This is a genomic window from Psychrobacter jeotgali (genome assembly GCF_904846315.1).
In the GTDB taxonomy this organism is placed as follows: domain Bacteria; phylum Pseudomonadota; class Gammaproteobacteria; order Pseudomonadales; family Moraxellaceae; genus Psychrobacter; species Psychrobacter jeotgali.
The window spans coordinates 2,352,869-2,372,826 of sequence record NZ_CAJHAF010000001.1 but is presented as its reverse complement, the minus strand read 5'-3'; the positions used below and the strand labels follow the sequence as shown (position 1 = coordinate 2,372,826).

General features: G+C 42.2%; 17 protein-coding genes and 1 tRNA gene. 8 read left to right on the top strand and 10 right to left on the bottom strand.

The genetic code is table 11. The annotated features are described in order from the left end of the window. Nucleotides 1-46 precede the first annotated feature (46 nt). Both hemN and JMX18_RS09760 read right to left on the bottom strand, forming a co-directional pair. On the bottom strand, nucleotides 47-1,570 hold the full coding sequence (hemN, locus tag JMX18_RS09765; RefSeq protein ID WP_201587313.1) for an oxygen-independent coproporphyrinogen III oxidase: 1,524 nt from the start codon (nucleotides 1,568-1,570) through the stop codon (nucleotides 47-49). A gap of 268 nt (nucleotides 1,571-1,838) precedes the next feature. After that, nucleotides 1,839-2,801, bottom strand: a complete 963-nt coding sequence (locus JMX18_RS09760) for an arylamine N-acetyltransferase family protein (RefSeq protein ID WP_201587311.1) — start codon at nucleotides 2,799-2,801, stop codon at nucleotides 1,839-1,841. Between the two features lie 259 nt (nucleotides 2,802-3,060). On the opposite strand from JMX18_RS09760, the gene JMX18_RS09755 reads away from it, so the two are divergent. Next, nucleotides 3,061-4,650, top strand: a complete 1,590-nt coding sequence (locus tag JMX18_RS09755) for a YifB family Mg chelatase-like AAA ATPase (protein ID WP_201587303.1) — start codon at nucleotides 3,061-3,063, stop codon at nucleotides 4,648-4,650. 7 nt (nucleotides 4,651-4,657) lie between these two features. On the opposite strand, the gene JMX18_RS09750 is transcribed toward JMX18_RS09755, so the two are convergent. The 5 genes from JMX18_RS09750 to JMX18_RS09730 all read right to left on the bottom strand — a co-directional run bounded on the left by JMX18_RS09750 (nucleotide 4,658) and on the right by JMX18_RS09730 (nucleotide 8,460). Then, nucleotides 4,658-6,367, bottom strand: coding sequence for a formate--tetrahydrofolate ligase (locus JMX18_RS09750; protein WP_201587300.1), 1,710 nt, complete (start codon nucleotides 6,365-6,367; stop codon nucleotides 4,658-4,660). Nucleotides 6,368-6,434: 67 nt separating this feature from the next. Continuing rightward, nucleotides 6,435-7,109, bottom strand: coding sequence for a phosphoglycolate phosphatase (locus JMX18_RS09745; protein ID WP_201587299.1), 675 nt, complete (start codon nucleotides 7,107-7,109; stop codon nucleotides 6,435-6,437). Between the two features lie 34 nt (nucleotides 7,110-7,143). Continuing rightward, nucleotides 7,144-7,644, bottom strand: coding sequence for a DUF4385 domain-containing protein (locus JMX18_RS09740; RefSeq protein ID WP_201587297.1), 501 nt, complete (start codon nucleotides 7,642-7,644; stop codon nucleotides 7,144-7,146). A gap of 176 nt (nucleotides 7,645-7,820) precedes the next feature. Beyond that, nucleotides 7,821-7,896 (bottom strand) — tRNA-Phe (locus JMX18_RS09735). 141 nt (nucleotides 7,897-8,037) lie between these two features. Continuing rightward, nucleotides 8,038-8,460, bottom strand: a complete 423-nt coding sequence (locus JMX18_RS09730; RefSeq protein ID WP_201587295.1) for a hypothetical protein — start codon at nucleotides 8,458-8,460, stop codon at nucleotides 8,038-8,040. Nucleotides 8,461-8,696: 236 nt separating this feature from the next. On the opposite strand from JMX18_RS09730, the gene hisB reads away from it, so the two are divergent. From hisB to JMX18_RS09710, 4 genes are all read left to right on the top strand, one after another. Next, nucleotides 8,697-9,335 carry an imidazoleglycerol-phosphate dehydratase HisB gene (hisB, locus tag JMX18_RS09725; RefSeq protein ID WP_201587293.1) on the top strand — a complete coding sequence of 213 codons (639 nt, stop codon included), beginning with the start codon at nucleotides 8,697-8,699 and terminating at the stop codon, nucleotides 9,333-9,335. Next, nucleotides 9,336-9,980, top strand: coding sequence for an imidazole glycerol phosphate synthase subunit HisH (gene hisH, locus JMX18_RS09720; RefSeq protein ID WP_201587291.1), 645 nt, complete (start codon nucleotides 9,336-9,338; stop codon nucleotides 9,978-9,980). It abuts the gene before it with no gap. Between the two features lie 117 nt (nucleotides 9,981-10,097). Beyond that, nucleotides 10,098-10,475, top strand: a complete 378-nt coding sequence (locus JMX18_RS09715; protein ID WP_201587289.1) for a hypothetical protein — start codon at nucleotides 10,098-10,100, stop codon at nucleotides 10,473-10,475. Between the two features lie 330 nt (nucleotides 10,476-10,805). Beyond that, nucleotides 10,806-11,738 carry a DJ-1/PfpI family protein gene (locus tag JMX18_RS09710; RefSeq protein ID WP_201587287.1) on the top strand — a complete coding sequence of 311 codons (933 nt, stop codon included), beginning with the start codon at nucleotides 10,806-10,808 and terminating at the stop codon, nucleotides 11,736-11,738. 78 nt (nucleotides 11,739-11,816) lie between these two features. Here JMX18_RS09710 and JMX18_RS09705 read toward each other — a convergent pair whose 3' ends face one another. Continuing rightward, on the bottom strand, nucleotides 11,817-13,148 hold the full coding sequence (locus tag JMX18_RS09705; RefSeq protein ID WP_201587282.1) for a valine--pyruvate transaminase: 1,332 nt from the start codon (nucleotides 13,146-13,148) through the stop codon (nucleotides 11,817-11,819). 629 nt (nucleotides 13,149-13,777) lie between these two features. On the opposite strand from JMX18_RS09705, the gene JMX18_RS09700 reads away from it, so the two are divergent. The 3 genes from JMX18_RS09700 to JMX18_RS09690 are packed head-to-tail and all read left to right on the top strand — an operon-like array spanning nucleotide 13,778 to nucleotide 16,587. Next, complete coding sequence (locus JMX18_RS09700; RefSeq protein ID WP_201587281.1) at nucleotides 13,778-14,629, top strand: sce7726 family protein; 852 nt, start codon at nucleotides 13,778-13,780, stop codon at nucleotides 14,627-14,629. Next, the gene (locus tag JMX18_RS09695) at nucleotides 14,630-15,562 is read left to right on the top strand and encodes a sce7725 family protein (RefSeq protein WP_201587280.1); all 933 of its coding nucleotides are present in this window, start codon (nucleotides 14,630-14,632) and stop codon (nucleotides 15,560-15,562) included. 2 nt (nucleotides 15,563-15,564) lie between these two features. After that, nucleotides 15,565-16,587, top strand: coding sequence for an RES domain-containing protein (locus JMX18_RS09690; RefSeq protein WP_201587279.1), 1,023 nt, complete (start codon nucleotides 15,565-15,567; stop codon nucleotides 16,585-16,587). A gap of 17 nt (nucleotides 16,588-16,604) precedes the next feature. On the opposite strand, the gene JMX18_RS09685 is transcribed toward JMX18_RS09690, so the two are convergent. After that, nucleotides 16,605-19,193 (bottom strand): ABC transporter permease, encoded by a 2,589-nt coding sequence (locus JMX18_RS09685; protein ID WP_227674624.1) that lies wholly within the window; start codon nucleotides 19,191-19,193, stop codon nucleotides 16,605-16,607. A 55-nt stretch (nucleotides 19,194-19,248) separates the two neighbouring features. Continuing rightward, complete coding sequence (locus JMX18_RS09680; RefSeq protein ID WP_201587276.1) at nucleotides 19,249-19,950, bottom strand: ABC transporter ATP-binding protein; 702 nt, start codon at nucleotides 19,948-19,950, stop codon at nucleotides 19,249-19,251. Nucleotides 19,951-19,958: the final 8 nt, after the last annotated feature.

The window sequence follows — 19,958 nt, the reverse complement described above, 5'->3', positions numbered from 1 at the left end:
AAAAAAGACCTCACGTGAGGTCTTTTTTTTCGAGTTCTAGGCTATTCTAGATCACTTTAGAGAAGCGATTTTTATGCTTTTTATCCAGATATTCATCGAATACCATGGCGACGTTACGACCCAGCAATCGACCTTTGGGTAATACTCGAATACCCGCCGCATCCATATCAATGAGCTTGTCTTTTTGCATTTCGCCCAGCTGTTCAATCTCTTCAATAAAGTAGGTAATCGCATCGATGCCAAACTTCTGATTGACGTCTTTAAAGTCGATATAGTCATGACAGAGTAAGTTCATGATCACATATTCACGCAAGCGATCTTTAATAGAGGTCTTAATATATTTGACCGCAGGCATAACGCTAGGATTGCTACGCGCCGCATTAATACGGTCTTGATAGACTTGTAAATCGGTATGGTTTTGTAGGATATAGCGCGTGTTGCTGTTAGCAATCTGACTGATAGCCGAAACCCCAAATGCCAATAAATCACAGTCGCCCATGATGGTATAGCCCTGAAAGTTACGATGTAGATGACCTTCGCGCTGGGCTATTGCCAGCTCATCATCGGGCTTGGCAAAGTGATCGATACCGATATACTGATAGCCCGCTTGGGTTAAGGTATCGATGGTATTGCCCAGCATCTTAAGTTTTTCACTAGGACTTGGCAGATCCTTTTCTTTAATCTGGCGCTGGGCCTTAAAACGCTCCGGCAGATGGGCATAGTTAAATACTGATAAGCGATCTGGTGACATCTCAATAATACGCGCTACGGTTTTCTCAAAAGTAGCTAATGTTTGGTGTGGCAGCCCATAAATCAAATCAAGGTTGATTGAGTGAAAGCCTAATCCCCGTGCTTCATTTAATACATTTTCAATCAGCTCAGCCGAATGTACTCGGTTAACGGCGATTTGTACGGTTTCATCTAAATCCTGGACGCCGAGGCTGACTCGGTTAAAACCAAGACCTCGCAAAGTTTTCAGAGTATTATCACCCAACTCACGTGGGTCAATTTCAATAGAATAATCGCCTTCATTTTCAGGTAAAAAATCAAACTGTGTACCCAAAAATTCCCACAGTTGAACCATTTCTTCATCACTTAGGAAGGTGGGTGTACCGCCGCCTAAATGTAGCTGCTTAACCAGTGGGTTTTTTCTACCTTCTGGCGTAGATAATAGGCTACGTTTGTGTTTAATCTCACTAAATAAATACTCTAAATAGTCGCCAGAGTCGCTATTCTTTTTAGTGATAATTTTATTACAAGCACAGTAGTAGCAAAGATGGCGACAAAACGGAATATGGAAATATAACGATATTGGCGCATTAACTTCACGATTCTGCAGTATCTGAGTTTCTAAACCATCAGGAATCTCTGAGAATTCTAAAGCGGTTGGGTAGGAGGTATAGCGCGGCCCGGAGCGATTATATTTATTAATAATAGCTTCATCAAAGGTTGGCAGCTGCTTACTGGTTATACTACCACGCGTGCTGGCGTATGGATTGGTTGCTTGGGCAACGGGGCGGACAGTAGTCGGTTGTTCACTTGGTATTTGCTGATTATTAGAATCTGTCATACGACATTCCTCGTTTTATGCTATCTATTCAAGATGAATAAATAGCTATTTGATATTGACTGTAGACTGATCTGTCAGCACTCTTTATTTAGCTTTTCTACAGCAATATTTATAGCTTGAAAATAATCACATTATAACAAATCCCTAACTTTAATGGGCTGTAGTGCGCAGTCTAGTGAGTTCTATAATAAGGATATTTTGCCTACTTCATTCTCAATATTGGTGAGATGCCCTTTAGGCTTCTGACACTTTTACATTCATAGGTGACCTAAGATTTATCTTTTGCATGACTATCCAAAAAGCTTTGTAAGCATTGATGCTCCTCAGTTGTCAACTCATCTTTTAAATTCATAAAGAACTTTTCTTGGAGCTGAGATAAAAGCTCATCAACGCTAGCCAATACTTTAGTTTGGCTGGGCTTGCCCACCTGATGCCTGCGATATGTCTGGTTTAGTAAGGTGTGTCTGATGCCGTTATTTTCCATTCTTGAGGCCATAATCCTACTTTTAAAAGGGGATTTGGGATAAGTGGAGATATACCAGTTACCGACGATCATATCCATTTTGGTTTGGGGCAATAAGTCGAAGAGATAGAGCATTTGCCATTCTGATTTGACCTCGCAGCATAGAATATAGCGCTCATAGTTTACGGTAGTGTTTGGAAGGATGGGGCGGGTGGATTGATTATTAAAACGCTCATCTTTAACTATTTTATAGCGCCCATGCGGGGTGGTTTGTATTTGCGGCTGTTGTTGCTGGTTAGTACTTTGACCTTTAGGTTTTTCACCCGATTGATTGTAAGTAAATAATAGAGGTGCGCTGGGGGCTAAACCCCCGAAACCGACATCAACTAAATAATTTTGAGCCTCAATAGTCACTATGATAGCCATATGCGTACGAGCATTACGAGGCTCTAGCTGATTATCAATAATGACAGTGCCAGTAATAATTCTTGCTTCATAGCCCAAATGGCGTAGCAAGGCTAAAAACAAACCATTGAGCTCATAACAGTAGCCTCCTAAGCGGCGCTCAATCAGCTTGTTATAGACGCTAGCTTGTTCTAAATCCACAGCCCGATCTAAGACGGTAGTTACACTCTGAAAAGGAAATTGGGTTAAATGCGCCAATTGTAAGCGCTTTAGAGTCTCTAAATCCGGTGTAATGGGCTTATCAATCTCGGACTGGGTAAACCCAAGCTGTTTGAGGTAATGGGTATAATCGAAGTTAGTCATAAAAATCCTAGTTTCATGCTATTTTTCATATTATGTTTCATACTATTTAATTAAAGTGTTTTTGATTAGGGTTTAGTCAGTTTATGCTTACCTTAATATCTAATGCTTAGTGGGTTTTTTTAAACCGATTGTCCATTTTAAGTGAATATATTAGGTATTTACTTTAGAAATTTATCACAATTTTAAATAATAGAAGACAACATTTGCGTACTGACAGATGATGCTTTATTATCAAAAGACCTCTCACTAGGAAACGCTCATGTCGTTTGCCCAAGTCTATACCCGTTCGGTCGTCGGTCTGCACGCACCCAAGGTCATCATTGAGGTACATCTATCGCAGGGCTTGCCCGCTCTGACTATTGTAGGGTTGCCAGAAGCGGCGGTTCGTGAGAGTAAAGATCGAGTACGCTCCGCCATTCTCAATTCCGGTTTTCAGTTCCCTAATCGGCGTTTAACTATTAATCTAGCGCCCGCTGATCTGCCAAAAGACGGTGCTCGTCTTGATTTACCTATCGCCATCGGTATCCTAGCCGCTAGTGATCAGCTTGATCCAGAAGTGCTAGCAGGGTTTGAGTTTATCGGTGAGTTGGCACTAAACGGTAATCTACGTCAAGTGACTGGTAGCTTGGCTGTAGCACGGGCGATAAAAGCTGAGGGAATAGCGGCCAAAAAATCAAAAGCTGCAAAAGTGTTAACGGCTGATAATCTAGAATTGGCATTAATGCAGCAAATTCTTCAGCAACCCCTGCAGTTAATAGTCCCTCTCGATAATGGTGCTGAGGCTAGCCGAGTTGAAGGGGTAGAGGTACTAGGCGCTGAGAGCCTAAAAGCCGTTTGTGACCATTTACAATCGTTAGCTGATCCAAGCGCAAACGATAATAGCTTAACAGTGGTTATTCCTACGACTGCCCAAAAACAGGTGGCTTATAAAGTGGATCTGTCCGATGTCAAAGGTCAGCATCATGCTAGGCGTGCCCTTGAGATTGCAGCGGCAGGGGGACATTCGCTATTATTTACAGGGCCGCCCGGTTCTGGCAAGACCTTGATGGCCTCGCGTCTGCCTACTATTTTGCCAGATCTGAGTGCTGAAGATGCGCTTGAGGTCGCCAGCACTTATTCGGTGGCTGACAGCGACTACGATTACGGTACTAGACCCTTTCGCCAGGTTCATCACACTATATCCGCTGTGGCTTTGGTGGGTGGGGGTTCACGTCCCAAACCTGGCGAGATTACGCTTGCCAATAAAGGCGTTTTATTCCTCGATGAGCTACCTGAGTTTGAGCGTAGTGTTTTGGAGGTATTACGTCAGCCATTGGAGGCTAAGCAAATTACCATCAGCCGGGCCAATTCACAAATGACATTCCCCGCTAACTTTCAATTAGTAGCCGCGATGAATCCGTGTCCTTGTGGTTATGATGGCGATGCTTCAGGGCGTTGCCGCTGTCGTCCTGAGCAGATTAAACGCTATCAGGATAAACTATCGGGGCCACTACTTGATCGTATTGATTTGCATATTACTGTGCCAGCGCTACCTATCGCTGATTTGCAAAATGCGCAGGCAGGAGAAACCTCTGAACAAGTCCGGGCTAGAGTAGCTGTTGCGCATAAACACCAGTTAAAGCGCCAACAAAAAGTAAATAATGAGCTGAGTCCTAGCGAAATTGATAAATATATTCAGCTAGGCGAGGGCGAGCAGCAACTATTACAGCTGGCTCAGCAGCGTCTTAATCTATCGGCGCGTGGTTATCATAGGGTATTAAGGGTGGCGCGCACCATTGCTGATCTTGCCGATAGTATCGATATTACTAGCGCCCATGTCTCTGAGGCGCTAAGCTATAGAAGTAAGTAGTTTGTAACTAGAATAGCCCAGTAATATTACCCGCTGCATCCACGTCGATGCGCTCGGCTGAAGGCATCTTGGGCAACCCCGGCATTTTCATAATAGGGCCGCAGATCACCACGATAAACCCTGCACCCGACGAGATACTGATATCGCGCACATGAATGGTAAAGCCAGTAGGTCTTCCCAGTAGCTTGGCATCATCACTGAGCGAATACTGAGTTTTGGCGATACAAATGGGTATTCTATCTAAACCCAATGCTTCTAACTGGCGTATCTTAGATTGGGCAAGGCTACTTATATCAATATCGCCAGCCCCATAAATACGCTGTGCTATCGTGCAGATTTTGTCAGCAATGCTATTATCACTAGCGTAAGCTAGGCGGAATGGGCTGGACTGGTTTTCTGGGCTATCGAGTAATTCAAGCAAAGTATGCGCCAATGCTTCACCGCCAGCGCCGCCTTTTTCCCATACTTGAGTTAGCGCAACCTTGACCCCTTTATCAGCGCAGGCCTGACGCACCAGCTCAATCTCGGCGTCGCTGTCGCTAATAAACTGATTGATAGCGACGACCACTGGCAAACCATAAACGTCCTCCATGTTTTCAATATGTTTCATCAGGTTAGGCAAACCTTGCTCCAGCGCTGATAAATTCTCTTGCGTCAGCTCCTCTTTCGGAACGCCGCCATTATATTTCAGCGCACGAATAGTCGCTACGATAACCGCAGCATCTGGGGTTAACCCTGATAATCGGCATTTAATATCACAAAACTTCTGTGCCCCTAAATCGGCACCAAACCCCGCTTCGGTCAAAGTATAATCGGACAAGTGCATAGCCACACGGGTAGCAATCACCGAGTTACAGCCATGAGCGATATTGGCAAACGGGCCGCCATGTACGATAGCGGGCGTACCCTCAATAGTCTGTACCAAATTAGGTTTAATAGCTTCTTTTAACAGCGCAGCCATAGCGCCGTGGGCATTAAGCTCACGCGCATAAACCGGTTGTTTATCTCTATTAAGCGCCACCAAAATATTGCCCAAACGCTGTTTTAAATCAGCTAAATCGGTCGCCAAACAGAAGATCGCCATGACCTCTGAAGCCACGGTGATATCAAAGCCATCTTCACGAGCGACCCCATCAGTCCTACTCCCTAAGCCGCCGATGATATTACGCAGTTGGCGATCATTCATATCCATTGCCCGCCGCCAAAACACCTGCTTGGGGTCGATATCCAGCGCATTACCTTGATAAATATGATTATCTAGCAGAGCTGCCAGTAGGTTGTTAGCCGCGCTAATGGCATGCAGATCCCCAGTAAAATGTAGATTAATATCTTCCATTGGCAGCACTTGCGCATAACCGCCACCGGCTGCGCCGCCTTTCATGCCAAATACCGGACCTAAGGAAGGCTCACGTATGGCAACGGTGGTCTTTTTACCATTATTCTGCTGCTTATGAATTCGGTTTAAAGCATCAGCTAAGCCGATAGTGACTGTGGTTTTACCTTCTCCAGCAGGAGTAGGATTGATAGCGGTGACCAATATTAATTTACTATTTTTGGTTTTGGCAGGTGCTGCAAACACCGCATTCGGATCTATTTTAGCTTTGTAGTGTCCATACGGTTCTATATGATTTATCGACAAACCCAGCTGTTGGGCAATAGTGTTGATAGGCTGTAAAATAGTATTTTGGGCAATAGTAATATCGCTAGGGACGGTCATGTCACAAGTTCCGTTGGTGGCTACAGTTTTTAAAGAAGGCTTTATAGATCGATTGATAAGAGCGTCATCAGGTTAAAAGATAATCGACTAGTTCAGCGAAGCTATCGAAGGCTTTGGTTGGCTGAAAGTCGCGAATATCTTGTCCATAGTTATAGCCGTAAGACAGTCCGATAGTGTCCATCTTGGCATTTTGACCCGCTAAGATATCATTTTTGGAGTCGCCGATCATCACTGCTTTATCTTGCATGACGCCTAGCACGTCACAAACATGGAGTAGCGGCGCCGGATCAGGTTTTTTGGTAGGTAAGCTATCACCGCCTAGCACTTCTGCAAATAAATCTTGCCAGCCAAATGATTGCAGGATTTTGGGCACAAAACGAATAGGTTTATTGGTCACTAACGCTAAGGTAAAGCCAGCGTCGTATAGCTTTTTCAGTCCATTATCGACATCTGGATAGGCTACCGTTTTGCTATCTTTAATATTGTTATAAGCTTCAAGAAATAGCTGCTCAGCGTAATCAGCTTCTGTTTTAGTTAACGCCTCTGTTGGCACTTCTGTCTTCCCTACCAAAGCGCGCTCTACCAGTAGCCGTGAGCCATTACCGACCCAGCCTTTTATAGTATCTAGGGAGTAAGTCGGCTTCCCAAGCTGTTTTAGCATAGTATTAGTAGCGGTAGCCAAATCGGGTACGCTATCGATTAAAGTACCATCAAAATCAAAAATCAAAAGTTGTTTTTGCATTATTTTACCTATTATTTAATAAATGATATGGCTATTATTCTACGTCTTTATAACGTGCGCGATGCTCGGCTTTCATTTTTAGGTAGTCTTCATTGTTACGACATAGATCCCATTTTTGTTTAAAAATACGCGCCGATTCAGCTTTGATAGGGTCTTCAACTTGACGAGGCAATTCTTCGCGCCCATGAGCGCCGCTTTGACCTTTTTTATCGTCAGGGACGGGGCCTTTGTATTTTTTGCCGCCTTTATGATTGGCGTAGCGCCTTGCACGAGTATAGCCCATTTGGATAAATTTGCGTGCCATATCGGCACCAACAAAATCATCATTTGCTAGATAATCTAAAAACATTTGATAAATAGTTTCGCTACTTTCAAGAGCGATATCAGGGGTAGCAAAGCGCCAATGCGGCAGAATCTCTGATTTATAAGGCTCAACCAATAATACGCCTTGCTCACCACGACCAATTCGGTAGAGCTCAGGATGCTTACGCAAATCTAAACTTTTATAGTCTAAATCATAATCAAATTCTCTCATAGCACCCACTTTTTATAATTGTTTTATTAAGTATACTGAGCGCGCAAGGATAAAATAGCGTAAAAGTGTTATGAGTCAGTGAGTACAGAGAACTAAGGTAATTATGATAGCCCATAAAAAAGCCCCAAACATCGCTGTTTAGGGCTCTTTATTTATACTGAAATTGGGTAACGAAATGGTGGCTCGAGGCAGGATCGAACTGCCGACACACGGATTTTCAATCCGTTGCTCTACCTACTGAGCTATCGAGCCGTCTTCGTTGAGGACGCTATTAAACTAAATATAAGCCATGCTGTCAAGTTATTTCTGCTTTATTTATCGTAAAAGCGCAAATTTACTTTTATTTTAGCGCTATAGTTTAGTGTATTTATTTAATTTGGCATCAACTATATGTTAGTTTTTGACTTGTAGTAACTCATATTCGCTCATAATCTGATGAATATCGCTATCAACCGGTACAAACTGGCGCACGCCTTTTTTGACCTCCTTATCATAAACCAGTTTGATAAACTTGGCATCGATAGCGCGGTCACGATTTTGTGGATGTACGGTTAGATATTGCAAGCGTTTGGCATCTGTTTGCCCATCATCGAAGCAGCCCACAGCGGCGATGGGCTTATCATTGAACATGCCGACATAGAGATATTGCCCGCGCTTAAAGCCTTGCTCAATGATATTTAACACCTCTGTACCACTAGGCTGATTATCATCGGCATCATATAAAGCTTGCAAGCGCTCGGCTAACTCATTGTCACGGGCGGGCTTTTTTATTAAGGGCGCATCTAGGCTGTTAATAGCTATGGCTTCTAAAGGCATGATCAACTCCTAACGGTTATAAAAGGGCGGCTTGTAATACGTTGATTAAGAATACTAAATCCTTTATTTTAGCAGAATAGTACAAATATAGGCGTGCTTTACCGTCCTGCCATAGCCGTAATTGCTGCACTTTGCTATGATATAGTTAATATTTGATTTCTTTATCTTTGTTGTACTTTAAACACGCTGGGCTTTTAGCCCTATTTTTATTGACTTTATATTTATAGAGAGTAGCCATGAGCGCCAATCAAAACCAATCGGATAACCAAACTTTATACGGTCGCCCAGCACGTACTGCTACCGTTGAGCGTAACACCGCTGAGACTCAGATTACTTGTACCGTCAATCTAGATGGTACCGGTCAAGGCACGGTCGATACCGGCGTACCGTTTTTAGATCATATGATTGATCAAATCAAGCGTCACGGTTTATTTGACTTAGATATCAAATGTGTCGGCGATACCTATATTGACGATCACCATAGCGTTGAAGATACCGGTATTACTTTAGGCCAAGCTTTTGCCAAAGCTCTTGGAGATAAAAAAGGTATTCGTCGTTATGGGCATTTTTATGCGCCATTAGACGAGTCTCTTACGCGCGCCGTTGTCGACTTATCAGGTCGTCCGGGTCTACATATGGACATTCCTTTTAGCCGCTCGCATGTTGGCACTTTCGATGTCGATCTGTTCAGCGAGTTCTTTTTCGGTTTCGTTAATCACTCGTGGATGACGGTGCATTTGGATAACCTCAAAGGTAAAAACAGCCATCACCAAATCGAATCTACCTTTAAAGCCTTTGCTCGTGCGCTGCGTATGGCTTGCGAATATGATGAGCGGGCATTAAATACCTTGCCATCGACCAAAGAGGCGTTCTAGATGAGTAAAGCCACTAAAGTAGCTCTACTAGATTATGGCATGGGTAATTTGCACTCGGTCAGCAAGGCACTATCGAACGTCGGCGCAGATGTGATCATCACTAACGACCCTAAAGTGGTCGCCGCCGCCGATAAGATCGTCTTCCCCGGCGTCGGCGGCATGCGTGATTGTATGATCGGCATGCACGAGGCGGGCATCGATGATGTCGTACGTGATGCTATCTTTAACAAGCCGGTAATGGCGATTTGCGTGGGTATGCAAGCTTTGTTTGAGCAATCCGCTGAAAATGGTGGCACCGCTTGTTTGGGCATCCTAAAGGGCAGCGTAGAAGCCTTTGATCCGACCTGGAAAGACCAGCAGGGCGCGGCGATTAAAATACCGCACATGGGCTGGAACACCATTAATAGTATGGATCTTGAGCATCCACTATGGCACGGTATTGAAGATAATGCGCACTTTTACTTTGTGCACAGCTACTACTGTGATCCTGCGAATAGCTCACAAGTCGCTGCTGTTTGTGATTATGGTCAGCCGTTTTGTGCCAGTATTATTAAAGATAATTTGTTCGCCACCCAGTTCCATCCCGAAAAAAGTCATACTGCAGGTTTGCAGTTATTGAAGAATTTTGTAGCTTGGGATGTGTAAGTGAATAACAGCAAGATATAAGATTAACAAAATATACGATTAAATGGTAAGGTGAGTTCACGACAGCGTAACTCACCTTTTTATTATTTGTTTTAGCTATTATGTGTGGAAGCATCAGTGGATTTTGCTACTTTTAAGATTAATATCGTGGAGACCACGGGTCTTGCCAAAGACGCTTTGCACATTTATGTCGGTGTCGGTATTTACCTGCTGTGCTTGTTTGTGCTGCGTCCTATCATCAAGAATCATAATATCAGGGCATTTCTAGCGTTACTGATAGTTGTTGGTGTGGCATTGCTAGGAGAGTATTTTGATAACCGTCATATTATTCTGCCAAAAGGTATCTGGGCATTAAAAGGCGCAGATATAAAGGCTAGTCTCCATGATCTTCTCAATACTAGTTTGCTACCTTTTATACTGTTTGCATTGAATAAATGGACAACGATTTTTCAGTCTAGTAGTTCACCAAATAAGATGTTAAAGAAAACCCGTTAAAAACAGCTGACACCTATTCAGTAGTAAATATAATTGACAAATTTAGTCCCGTGCTACTGATATTCATTTTACTTGCGTGCTGTGCCTACGCCGACAGAGGCTGCGCAAAATGAATATCAGTAGCACTAAATAACAATATTTTCAAAGTAACTCATCCATAGCCCTTTTAATTTGTAAGATCAGCAACTCAACCACTTGCGCTTTACAAAGCTTACGAAACACAAAAACTCTCGTCTATTTAATGTCGCTTTCTTTTGTTACTTTAAAGGTATCATTTTTAGTTATTCAGTTTAACTATCAAACCTAAATACATAATAAAAAGGAAAAGCTATGAACATTCAAGATCTAATAGACAAAGCTAAAGACACTTTAGACAACGCCAAAGATACCTTAGGTTTACAGCCGCAAGAAACCGAAGCCGGGGTTTATATTCCCTCGACATCTTCGCTAAAGATAGCAGCACCCAATAAAACCAACTATGACCACACCGAGTATGACAATCCGTATACGGGCAATAAAAAAATCCTGATGGTCTGCACCGAAGAGCAGTATATGACCATGGAGAATGGTCATAAGTTTGATACCGGTAATCATCCCGTTGAGATGATGCTGCCTTTATTGCACTTTAAAAAAGCGGGCTTCGAGGTAGATGTATTTACTCCAACAGGCGATGCTGTCAAAGTTGAGCAGTGGGCAATGCCAGAGGACGATGACGACGTTAAACAAATCTATAGCGATTATGAGTCCAAGCTTGAGAACCCAAATAGTATCGCAGGATTTGTCGCCAACGATATGGCAGATAGCAATGACTATGCAGCGATTTTTATCCCGGGTGGTCATGGTGCCATGCTAGGCTTACCTGAAGATAAAAATCTTGGCGCATTACTGCGTTGGGGTCATGAAAACGATTTATTTACTTTAGCGATTTGCCATGGTCCTGCAGCTTTATTGGCGGCTCATTTAGAAAGTCCTGATAGCTCTGATAAGACAGATACCGCTGAGGGTGATTTTATTTTTAAAGGCTACAAAATGGTCGCGTTCCCGACTGTTATGGATAAGCAAATGCCAAAAATCGGTTATCTGCCCGGAACGATGCCGTGGTACTTTGGCGAAAAGCTAGAAGATTTGGGCGTCACTATTGATAATAAACTGGCTTCAGGACAGACGCATCAAGATAGAAAGCTGATCTCAGGCGATGGACCTTTAGCGGCCAATGACTTTGGTAAGCTTAGTGTTAATGAATTACTGAAAGCACTTAATTAAAAGAGAGGTTTTCATTAAAATAAAAAACGGACTATTCATTAGTCCGTTTTTTTTTAGGGTTAAAGCTCTTCAAGATCTTTACTTAGCTTTATCATAAAGCTCTCTAATTACCTCACCAATAACCGCAATACCTTTGGTCAACGTGTCTTCATCAGCAGCAATACTCATACGAATACACTCATGCGCATGCTTATAATTATCCACATCAACGCCAGGGAAGAAGTATTTGCTTGGCACAATAAGCGTGCCTTTTTCTTTGAGACGCTCGTACAGCTCAAGGGTGGTAATCGGTAAATCCTTAAACCATAACCACAAAAATATCGCGCCCTCTGGCTTATGAATAGACAATGGATAATCGCCCAGCTCGTTTTTAAGTAGCGCAACTGCGGTTTTGGCTTGCTGCTGATAAAACGGCTTTATCTCATTATCAGATAACTGCTTGATAGCGTCATTGTTGACCAGTGGCGTGGCAATAGATGCACCAAAGCGTGTTGGTGAGAGATTAACCACTGCATTCATCGCGCTGACCGCTTCGATAACTTCAGGAGCGGCAACAATAATACCCGTACGCACCCCCGGCAAGCCGATTTTGGATAGGCTAAAGCAGAGAATGGTATTGTCATCCCAGCTCAGTTGTACATCTGAATAAATAATATTAGGGAAAGGCATGCCATAAGCGTTATCGATAATCAGCGGTACCTCGTAACGCTTAGCAATCTCCGCCAAATGCGCCATCTCTTCATCGGTCAATACATTGCCCGTTGGATTGGTCGGGCGCGAACAACAAATCGCCCCAATACGGCCTTCCTTTAGCGCAGGCAAGTTCTCTAATGCTTCAAAATCAACGCGATATTTAAAGAATCCTGCCTCGCCATCATGAGTAACTTCATCAATATGCGGCAGTACTGCGGCAAAGTGTTGACCATCGATGTGCACATCGCTATAGCCAATGTATTCAGGTGCGAGCGGTAGCAAGATAGACTTATCTACTGATTGACTGCTTTCATCAAGCTTATCATCACTGAAGGCCCCGCCAAACAGATTAAATAAATAGAAAAACGCATTTTGCGAGCCATTGGTCAGCGCAATATTGTCCGCCGTCAACTTCCAATCATAATGACGATTAAAGAAACCGACCAAAGCATCGATAAACTCAGCATCACCTTGCGGATTAGAGTAATTCGCCATGCTAATAATAGCGCTACTATTGGTCTCACCACTGCTATTATCTTCGCCAAGCGCTTGATAGGTCTCCAAAAAAAGCTCATTTACCGCCTCAATCTTGGCAGGGTTACCACCACCCAGCATATTGACCGGCTTATCGCTTTTGAGCGCATCGCCCAAATCATCCATCAATTGCGAGATGCCTGTAGGCTGAATAAACTTTTGACCAAACTTGGAGAATTTCATAAGGTTACCGTGAGGTTGTCAGTATCTGACTGTTTGATTAGGTGAGTGTGCGGGTTCGCGTGGCGTTAGTATAGCAAATGCCAGCTTTGATGTGCGTGGCGTAAAGCGCTGATCGCCGTTTATCTCGATATATTTAGGCTGCGCATAAATCAAAAAACGCTCTCTAAATCAATAGCGAGCGTTTTGGTTTGCGATTTTAGAGATTGGGGTTTTGTAGTTTTTGAAGCGGAGACCTGCTTTACGCTTGTAGTTGGCAGTCTGCGGCGCACAGCACCTAGGCACAGTAGCGTTCCAACGTTCGAGCGATCACTCCTGTGCAAGGTGCTGTAAGCGCCACAGCCCACCAAGCTACCGCTGCAATCAGGGCTAAAAAGCCTTATTAAGGCAGAGTTCACTACGATAATTAAAATCTTAATTTGAGTTTGAATTTGAGCTTTCGAGTGCTTTAATAATTGAGAAAAACATCTTATAAAATAGCTATTTTTATTTCACAAAATGACTATGTATATACAATCAAAGCTTTACTAATAGGGGTAGTATGACGTAAAGTAACAATGTGTTACTTACCTTTGAATAAGCAAATTCATTGATACTATATTTTTCAATAATTAGATGGTCGGCGATGCAAGATGGCAACAGATATAAACCAATTAAGAGATTTTTCGACTTTTTTCACTAGAAGTGAAGTACTGCGTCTATTCAAAAGTGATTTTGAATCATTGAATACTAAACTACATCGTTATGATCTAATTGAGGAAAAACGTGGTTGTACTTATTTGAAAGTCTTAAAAGAAGCATATAAACATATTCAAAAGAATTATCAAAATGAATATGTATTAAAGAATGAATTTTTGAATAAGTGTTTAGTTGAGAATGTTATAAATAAAGATTCAATAGTCTTCAATGAATTAAGGCTTGGTAACTCAATTTCGGATCTAGCTATCTTTAATGGAGTTTCCAAGGCTTTTGAAATAAAAACCATATTAGATAAAGAATGTAGATTATCTAGTCAGATAGAAACTTATAAGAAAATATTTAACGAAACTTATATAATTGTACCAGAACAACAAGTTGAGAAGTATCTGAAATTTGATGATGAAGTGGCAGTTTTTTCTTATGATTCTAATCTCAATAAATTTGAGTTAATTAGAGAGCCTATAAGAAATGAAGTAATTGATATAGATACTTTAATGAATGTATTGCATTCAAAGGAATACTTAAGTATTGTTCATAACTATTTCGGAACAATTCCTGATTTAAATTCTTTTAATCAATTCGATATATGTAAAAAATTAATATCTACTATATCATATCAAGAATTAAATAAAATTTTTCTTGAAACCATGAAAAACAGAAAGATTCATAATTCTTTTTTTAAAAAAACTAACAACGAGTTTAATCAAGTGAGTCTTTCTTTAAATCTGAAAGAGATAGAGAGGAAGAATTTAATTGATAAGCTCAAAAACAATAAGGTTCTTTAAATGTATTTTCCATATTTGAGAGGACGACAGTTTGAACTAATTGCTATAAGAGACTTAGCTTTAGAAGATGCTTTAGGAAAAATAACTCCAATCATTGAGCCTGTTAAAGAAAGTTTGAATAGTCTTAATCTTGCGAATAAAATCCTTTTCGAAGCTGGAATAGAACCATTTCTTATTATGAACCCTCAAGTAGGAGAGACATGTGGAGATATTGAGCATTACTTAAGGTATGTAGAAGATCTTGAAAACTCAATGTATAGACATGCTTTCCTTTACTCAGACAACGCAAATTATATTTTAGATTGCTTAAATGGTTACAATTTAAACCATTGTATGATAATTGGTTTAGATAGTTTTACTAATGAAGATGAATTTAGTTTGCTTTGTCAAGATGAGCGTATTAATCATATAGTATTGTTAGAACCGCATAGATATAGAACTTTAGATAGACATATAAAGAGACTAAATAAAAATTATATAAGATTAGATGATTTATTCGAAAAACAACAAAGAAATTCAGACTTCTTGAGTATCCCAGAACATAAATTTTCTGAAGAGCATTTATATTATGAAGAAGATAATTATCAAGGATTTGGAGACTTTACTGTTTTACCTAGAGAGTATGTTGAAGGTGGAAGCACTCCTAGAGCTGTAGTAATTAATATTACGTACATAAATGTAGAAGCTGAAAATCAAATTTGGATTAGGCACTTTACTTCAGATACTAATGACTCTATCTCAAACGTTCAGGGGAAATTTGCTGAAGCGACAAGAAAAGCTATTCGCTTTTGTAATGAGTTACCTTTAAGTAATTCGGGTATTGATGAACTTAGTGGTTACTTGAGAGACTCTAAATACCCTGGTTTAGGTACAGTCAAGAAGATCACTATAAAAAATCATCTCCTAGTTATTAAAAGTTATTTAGATAGATAATTATGAATATATGTGAAAGTTGTTTTGGAGATAAAGAGCTAAAAGGGTTCATAAACTCAGAAGGTAAAGTTGGAACATGTAATTTTTGCAAATCTAATATAAATAATGTTATTTCTTTAGATGAGTTACTAGACTTCTTTCAAGAGCTTCTAAACTGTTTCGAAACAAAAGCTGATGGGAAAAGTCTAGCAAGCTTGATACATGGTCAATGGGACTTATTCGTTAGCAATAGGGTTGCTAGTGATGTATTAAATGTAGTCATTAATAAACTTAATTTAGCTTTTCATAATGCAGAGGTTCAAGTAGATTATAGTCAAGAGATTCAAAATAATGTTAATTACTGGTATAAGTTGAAAGAGCAGCTGAAATGGGAAAGAAGGTACTTATCCGATATAGACTACTTGATAAATGATTTAGGTTGGGATGGTTTTTTTGAAAGTCAGTCTCAAATTTGCGAAGATGATATTTTATATAGAGCACGATTGCATCAAAGTAGTGGAAATGAATGTTTTAATTTGAACTCCATGTCTTGTCCGCCAAAAGAGGTAACTACATCTGGAAGGGCAAACCCTTTGGGTATTCCTTACTTATATTTATCTAATAACGAAGATACAGTATTGTATGAAATTAGAGCTACATATCTAGACGATGTAACTGTTGCTAAGTTCTCTATTAAACCTAATTTAAATAAAAAGGTATTAATATCCGATTTTACTGAAATACCTACCCTATACCATCCAAATGAAGTTGATAAAAGAATTAAGGCAAGATTACTTAAAGAACGTATTAGTCGTGATTTATCTCAACCTGTTAGAAGGTATGATTCGGAATTAGACTATATACCTACTCAATTTATCTGTGAATTTATTCGATTATATACGGATGTTGATGGGATAAAATTTCGTAGCTCATTACACAATACAGGTATAAATTATGTTATTTTTGATCAAAACATCATGACATGTATAGAAGTTAATAAAGTACAGGTGTCGAGGGTAGAAATCAGTCATAGACCTATCAAGTAATATGTATTACTAGTTTCTCAAACCATAGCCCGAACCCGAGCCATAATCCCGCGTCCAATCACCAATCTGACATAAATAATCGCAATACCCAGCAGCAAGGCAAGCAGCAATCCGCCACCAATCGCTAGGTTCGCCCACGGCACGCTAAAGCGCAAATCAAACCACTGAGTAATCGCAAACCATGCGCCAGCACTGGCAATCGTCATCGCAAACACCGCGGCGCTAACCCCAAGTACGCCAATCTCCAAGATATTAAGCAGATATAAATCACGCTTTTGCATACCCAGTAAGCGGAATGAGGCGCTCTCTTGCATGCGGTCTTGTGAAGTAGAGAGCAAAGAGCTAATCAGTACCATAATGCCCGTGAGAAGAGCCAGCAAGGTAAAGACATAGACCAAGCGGCTCATCTGCTGCACCAGTCCTTGGATTTGCTCAGCGATAGCCGTACCGTCAACTGTAGTGACGGCGGGGAACTGGCGTACCAGCTGACCTTGTACCTCAGCGATGCTGTCCTCAGGTATATGCGCAGTGGCAAACTGGATTTGCGGGGCGGCGGCTAACAGCTTAGGTTCAAATAAGAAATAAAAGAAGGGACTGGGGCCACGCTCAAAGCGTGAGCGGATACTGGTAATCTCTCCGGTCAGCTCGATACCTTGGATGTTAAACACTACCTCATCGCCCATACCGACGTTTAGCATCTCAGCGGCGCTGTCTAATATGGATAAGGGCTGTACTTGTTGCAGTGGGGATTGCTTTGATTTTATTGGAGAGTCTTGACCATCGATAGGGCTATATAGCTCGTTATTGGTGACCGCATCGACGATGTATTCGGTGTCCATAACCGTATCAGCGTAGCTTAAGTTAAAAACTCGAGTTGGCTCATCGAAGTCGTCGTCGGCATCGATATCTTCTGCCGCCACGCCGCCAGCGGTAACGATACGTGCTCGAATAACGGGATAGTAGCTGACCGGTGCGCCAATGATGTTATTAATCTCGTCGTGTTGCGCACTTTGCACATCGAGCAAAAATATATTCGGTGCATCTTCAGGGTAGGCGTTGACAAACTGGGCGTTGATGCTGTGATTTAAAGTAGTAATCAAGGTTAATACCGCCACCGAGAGCGATAGCGTGACGAAGAACAGCGCCGATTGATTGCCTTTACGTGCCAGATTATGAATGGCAATACGCTGCATCCAGCTGACGTTTTTATTTTTTGCTAGGCGTGATAATAACCACAGCCAACCCCGTGCCAGCGCCCAAAATATAGCAACAAAGCCAATCAAACCGATAAGCAGTTGTGCGGAGAGTCGCCAAGAACCGACTTCATAAGTGAAGAATAAATATAGACCGACAAACATCAGCCCGTACCAAAGTAGGGGCAAGCGTTGATACCCTTTATACCATGGTAGCTTTTTACCCGATTGTTGGCTCGCACCTTGATTAAGCAGGGTAGCGGGGGTGGTGGTACCAAGCTCATTGAGACCACGCTGGGTAATGACCAGCGTCAATATGATGGCGATGACCAGCGTCTTAATAATGCTAATGGGGTTAATCGCTAAGCCAATATCTTCTGGCAAAATAGCAGTGAGATAGGGCTGCCCGATTTGCAAGAGCCCAAGGCTAAGAACCACAGCGGCGACACTGGCAATGATGGAGGTGCCTAATAATAGCCGATAGTAGCTGGCTTTGATTTGACGGGCAGGTTCGCCCATCGCCATACGAATGGCGTTGTTGGCCTGCTGTTTGGTCACAAAGGCGGTAATCACGCCATACATGGCGACGGCGGATAATAGCAGTACCGCAATGACCAACAATTTTAAAAACATCAACACATTATCAGAGATACGTGAGACTTGAGTGTCCTCGGAATCGAGGTCGGACAGCCTAATATCAGGATAGCTAGTCAGTATTTGCTCAAGCTGCTCTTGCTGTGCGGCTATGGTTTCTTCATCTCCTGCCATTTCAATACGATAGCGCACGCGGCTACGCTGACCAAGTAGATTGGTTGCCTGCAGCGCCTGATCCTGCATAAGGACATGACCACCAAAATCAAAGGCACTAAGTGGTCTATCTGGCTCTTTGGTCAGCACATCGCTGATGGTAAACTGTCCATCGCCAATGGTAACGGTATCGCCAATATTGGCATTTAACCCTTGCAATACTTCTGGGGCGATGACTACAGTGTTAGACTTGAGTTGTTGCCACAACGGCTTGCCTGAAGCGGTTTCAGCTTCTCCGTATAAAGGATAGGCGGGCGTGACGCCTTTGACGCGCACCAGCAAGGTTTGCTCATCGGTCACAGCCATGGAGCTAAACTGATAATCGTAGACGACTTGATTGTCGGGCAGGGTACGCACTTGTGCTAAGACTTGCGCCGGCCATTCTTGATTGCTCTCTAGTACCAAATCGCCACCAACCAGCGCCCGCTGGTTGTCAGTGATGTAGGTATTGACTCCTTGTTGAATGGAATCAAGAGTCAGATAAGTGGCGAGCGATAAGGTTAGGGTGATTAAGAATAATACCGGGTAAACCCAGCGTCGCCACCAGCTACGGGTAAGAGCTTGGGTACCTAAGGTGGAAGTAAAAACCGAGTTTAAAGTAGCCATAAAGTTTGCATTTAATTCATCGCTAGACCATTCTTTCTTCTTATTCTTAGCAGCATTATCCATTAACTTTTGACCCGTTTATTACACCATCATGCATGGTAATCACTCGATCCGCCATCTCGGCAAGCGCTGGGTCGTGAGTGACCACCACGAGTGCTGAACCGGTTTGTTGACGCAAATCTAATAATAATTGCATAACCTGATCAGCATTTTGTTCATCCAAGTTACCCGTGGGTTCATCAGCGAAGACAATTTTGGGGCGTGAAACTAGGGCTCGTGCCACTGCGGTACGCTGCTGTTCACCACCGGATAGTTGGTTGGGTAAACTATCACGCCGATGCCCAAGCCCGACTGCTTCTATTAATTCATCGACACGAACTTGATCAGGACGCCGCGCAATATCGAGTGGAAAGGCAATATTTTCTGCCACGGTCAAAGTGGGCAATAAATGAAAAGATTGGAATACAAAACCCATTTCACGCTGACGAATAGCCGCCAGCGCATCCTCACCAAGCGCACTTAACGTTTGCTCGCCGAGTTTAACCGAACCGCTATCAGGATAATCGAGCGCGGCAAGCAAGCCTAGCAAAGTAGATTTTCCTGAGCCTGATTTCCCCATAATCACTACAAACTCGCCAGCATCAACATGAATACTGACATCTTTGATAATCGCTAGCGATTGCTCGCCAACTTGTACGGTTTTGTTTAAGTTTGCGGCGGTGAGTAGCGCTTTATTGCTAGAAACTGTAGCGGTCATATTTTTCT

Coding starts and splice junctions, on each gene's coding strand:
- JMX18_RS09760 (WP_201587311.1), bottom strand. CDS start 2,801: ATGACTAACTTCGATTATACCCATTACCTCAAACAGCTTGGGTTTACC.
- JMX18_RS09705 (WP_201587282.1), bottom strand. CDS start 13,148: ATGAAATTCTCCAAGTTTGGTCAAAAGTTTATTCAGCCTACAGGCATC.
- hisB (WP_201587293.1), top strand. CDS start 8,697: ATGAGCGCCAATCAAAACCAATCGGATAACCAAACTTTATACGGTCGC.
- JMX18_RS09690 (WP_201587279.1), top strand. CDS start 15,565: ATGAATATATGTGAAAGTTGTTTTGGAGATAAAGAGCTAAAAGGGTTC.
- JMX18_RS09695 (WP_201587280.1), top strand. CDS start 14,630: ATGTATTTTCCATATTTGAGAGGACGACAGTTTGAACTAATTGCTATA.
- hemN (WP_201587313.1), bottom strand. CDS start 1,570: ATGACAGATTCTAATAATCAGCAAATACCAAGTGAACAACCGACTACT.
- JMX18_RS09745 (WP_201587299.1), bottom strand. CDS start 7,109: ATGCAAAAACAACTTTTGATTTTTGATTTTGATGGTACTTTAATCGAT.
- JMX18_RS09730 (WP_201587295.1), bottom strand. CDS start 8,460: ATGCCTTTAGAAGCCATAGCTATTAACAGCCTAGATGCGCCCTTAATA.
- JMX18_RS09680 (WP_201587276.1), bottom strand. CDS start 19,950: ATGACCGCTACAGTTTCTAGCAATAAAGCGCTACTCACCGCCGCAAAC.
- JMX18_RS09740 (WP_201587297.1), bottom strand. CDS start 7,644: ATGAGAGAATTTGATTATGATTTAGACTATAAAAGTTTAGATTTGCGT.
- JMX18_RS09750 (WP_201587300.1), bottom strand. CDS start 6,367: ATGACCGTCCCTAGCGATATTACTATTGCCCAAAATACTATTTTACAG.
- hisH (WP_201587291.1), top strand. CDS start 9,336: ATGAGTAAAGCCACTAAAGTAGCTCTACTAGATTATGGCATGGGTAAT.
- JMX18_RS09710 (WP_201587287.1), top strand. CDS start 10,806: ATGAACATTCAAGATCTAATAGACAAAGCTAAAGACACTTTAGACAAC.
- JMX18_RS09700 (WP_201587281.1), top strand. CDS start 13,778: ATGGCAACAGATATAAACCAATTAAGAGATTTTTCGACTTTTTTCACT.
- JMX18_RS09755 (WP_201587303.1), top strand. CDS start 3,061: ATGTCGTTTGCCCAAGTCTATACCCGTTCGGTCGTCGGTCTGCACGCA.
- JMX18_RS09685 (WP_227674624.1), bottom strand. CDS start 19,193: ATGGCTACTTTAAACTCGGTTTTTACTTCCACCTTAGGTACCCAAGCT.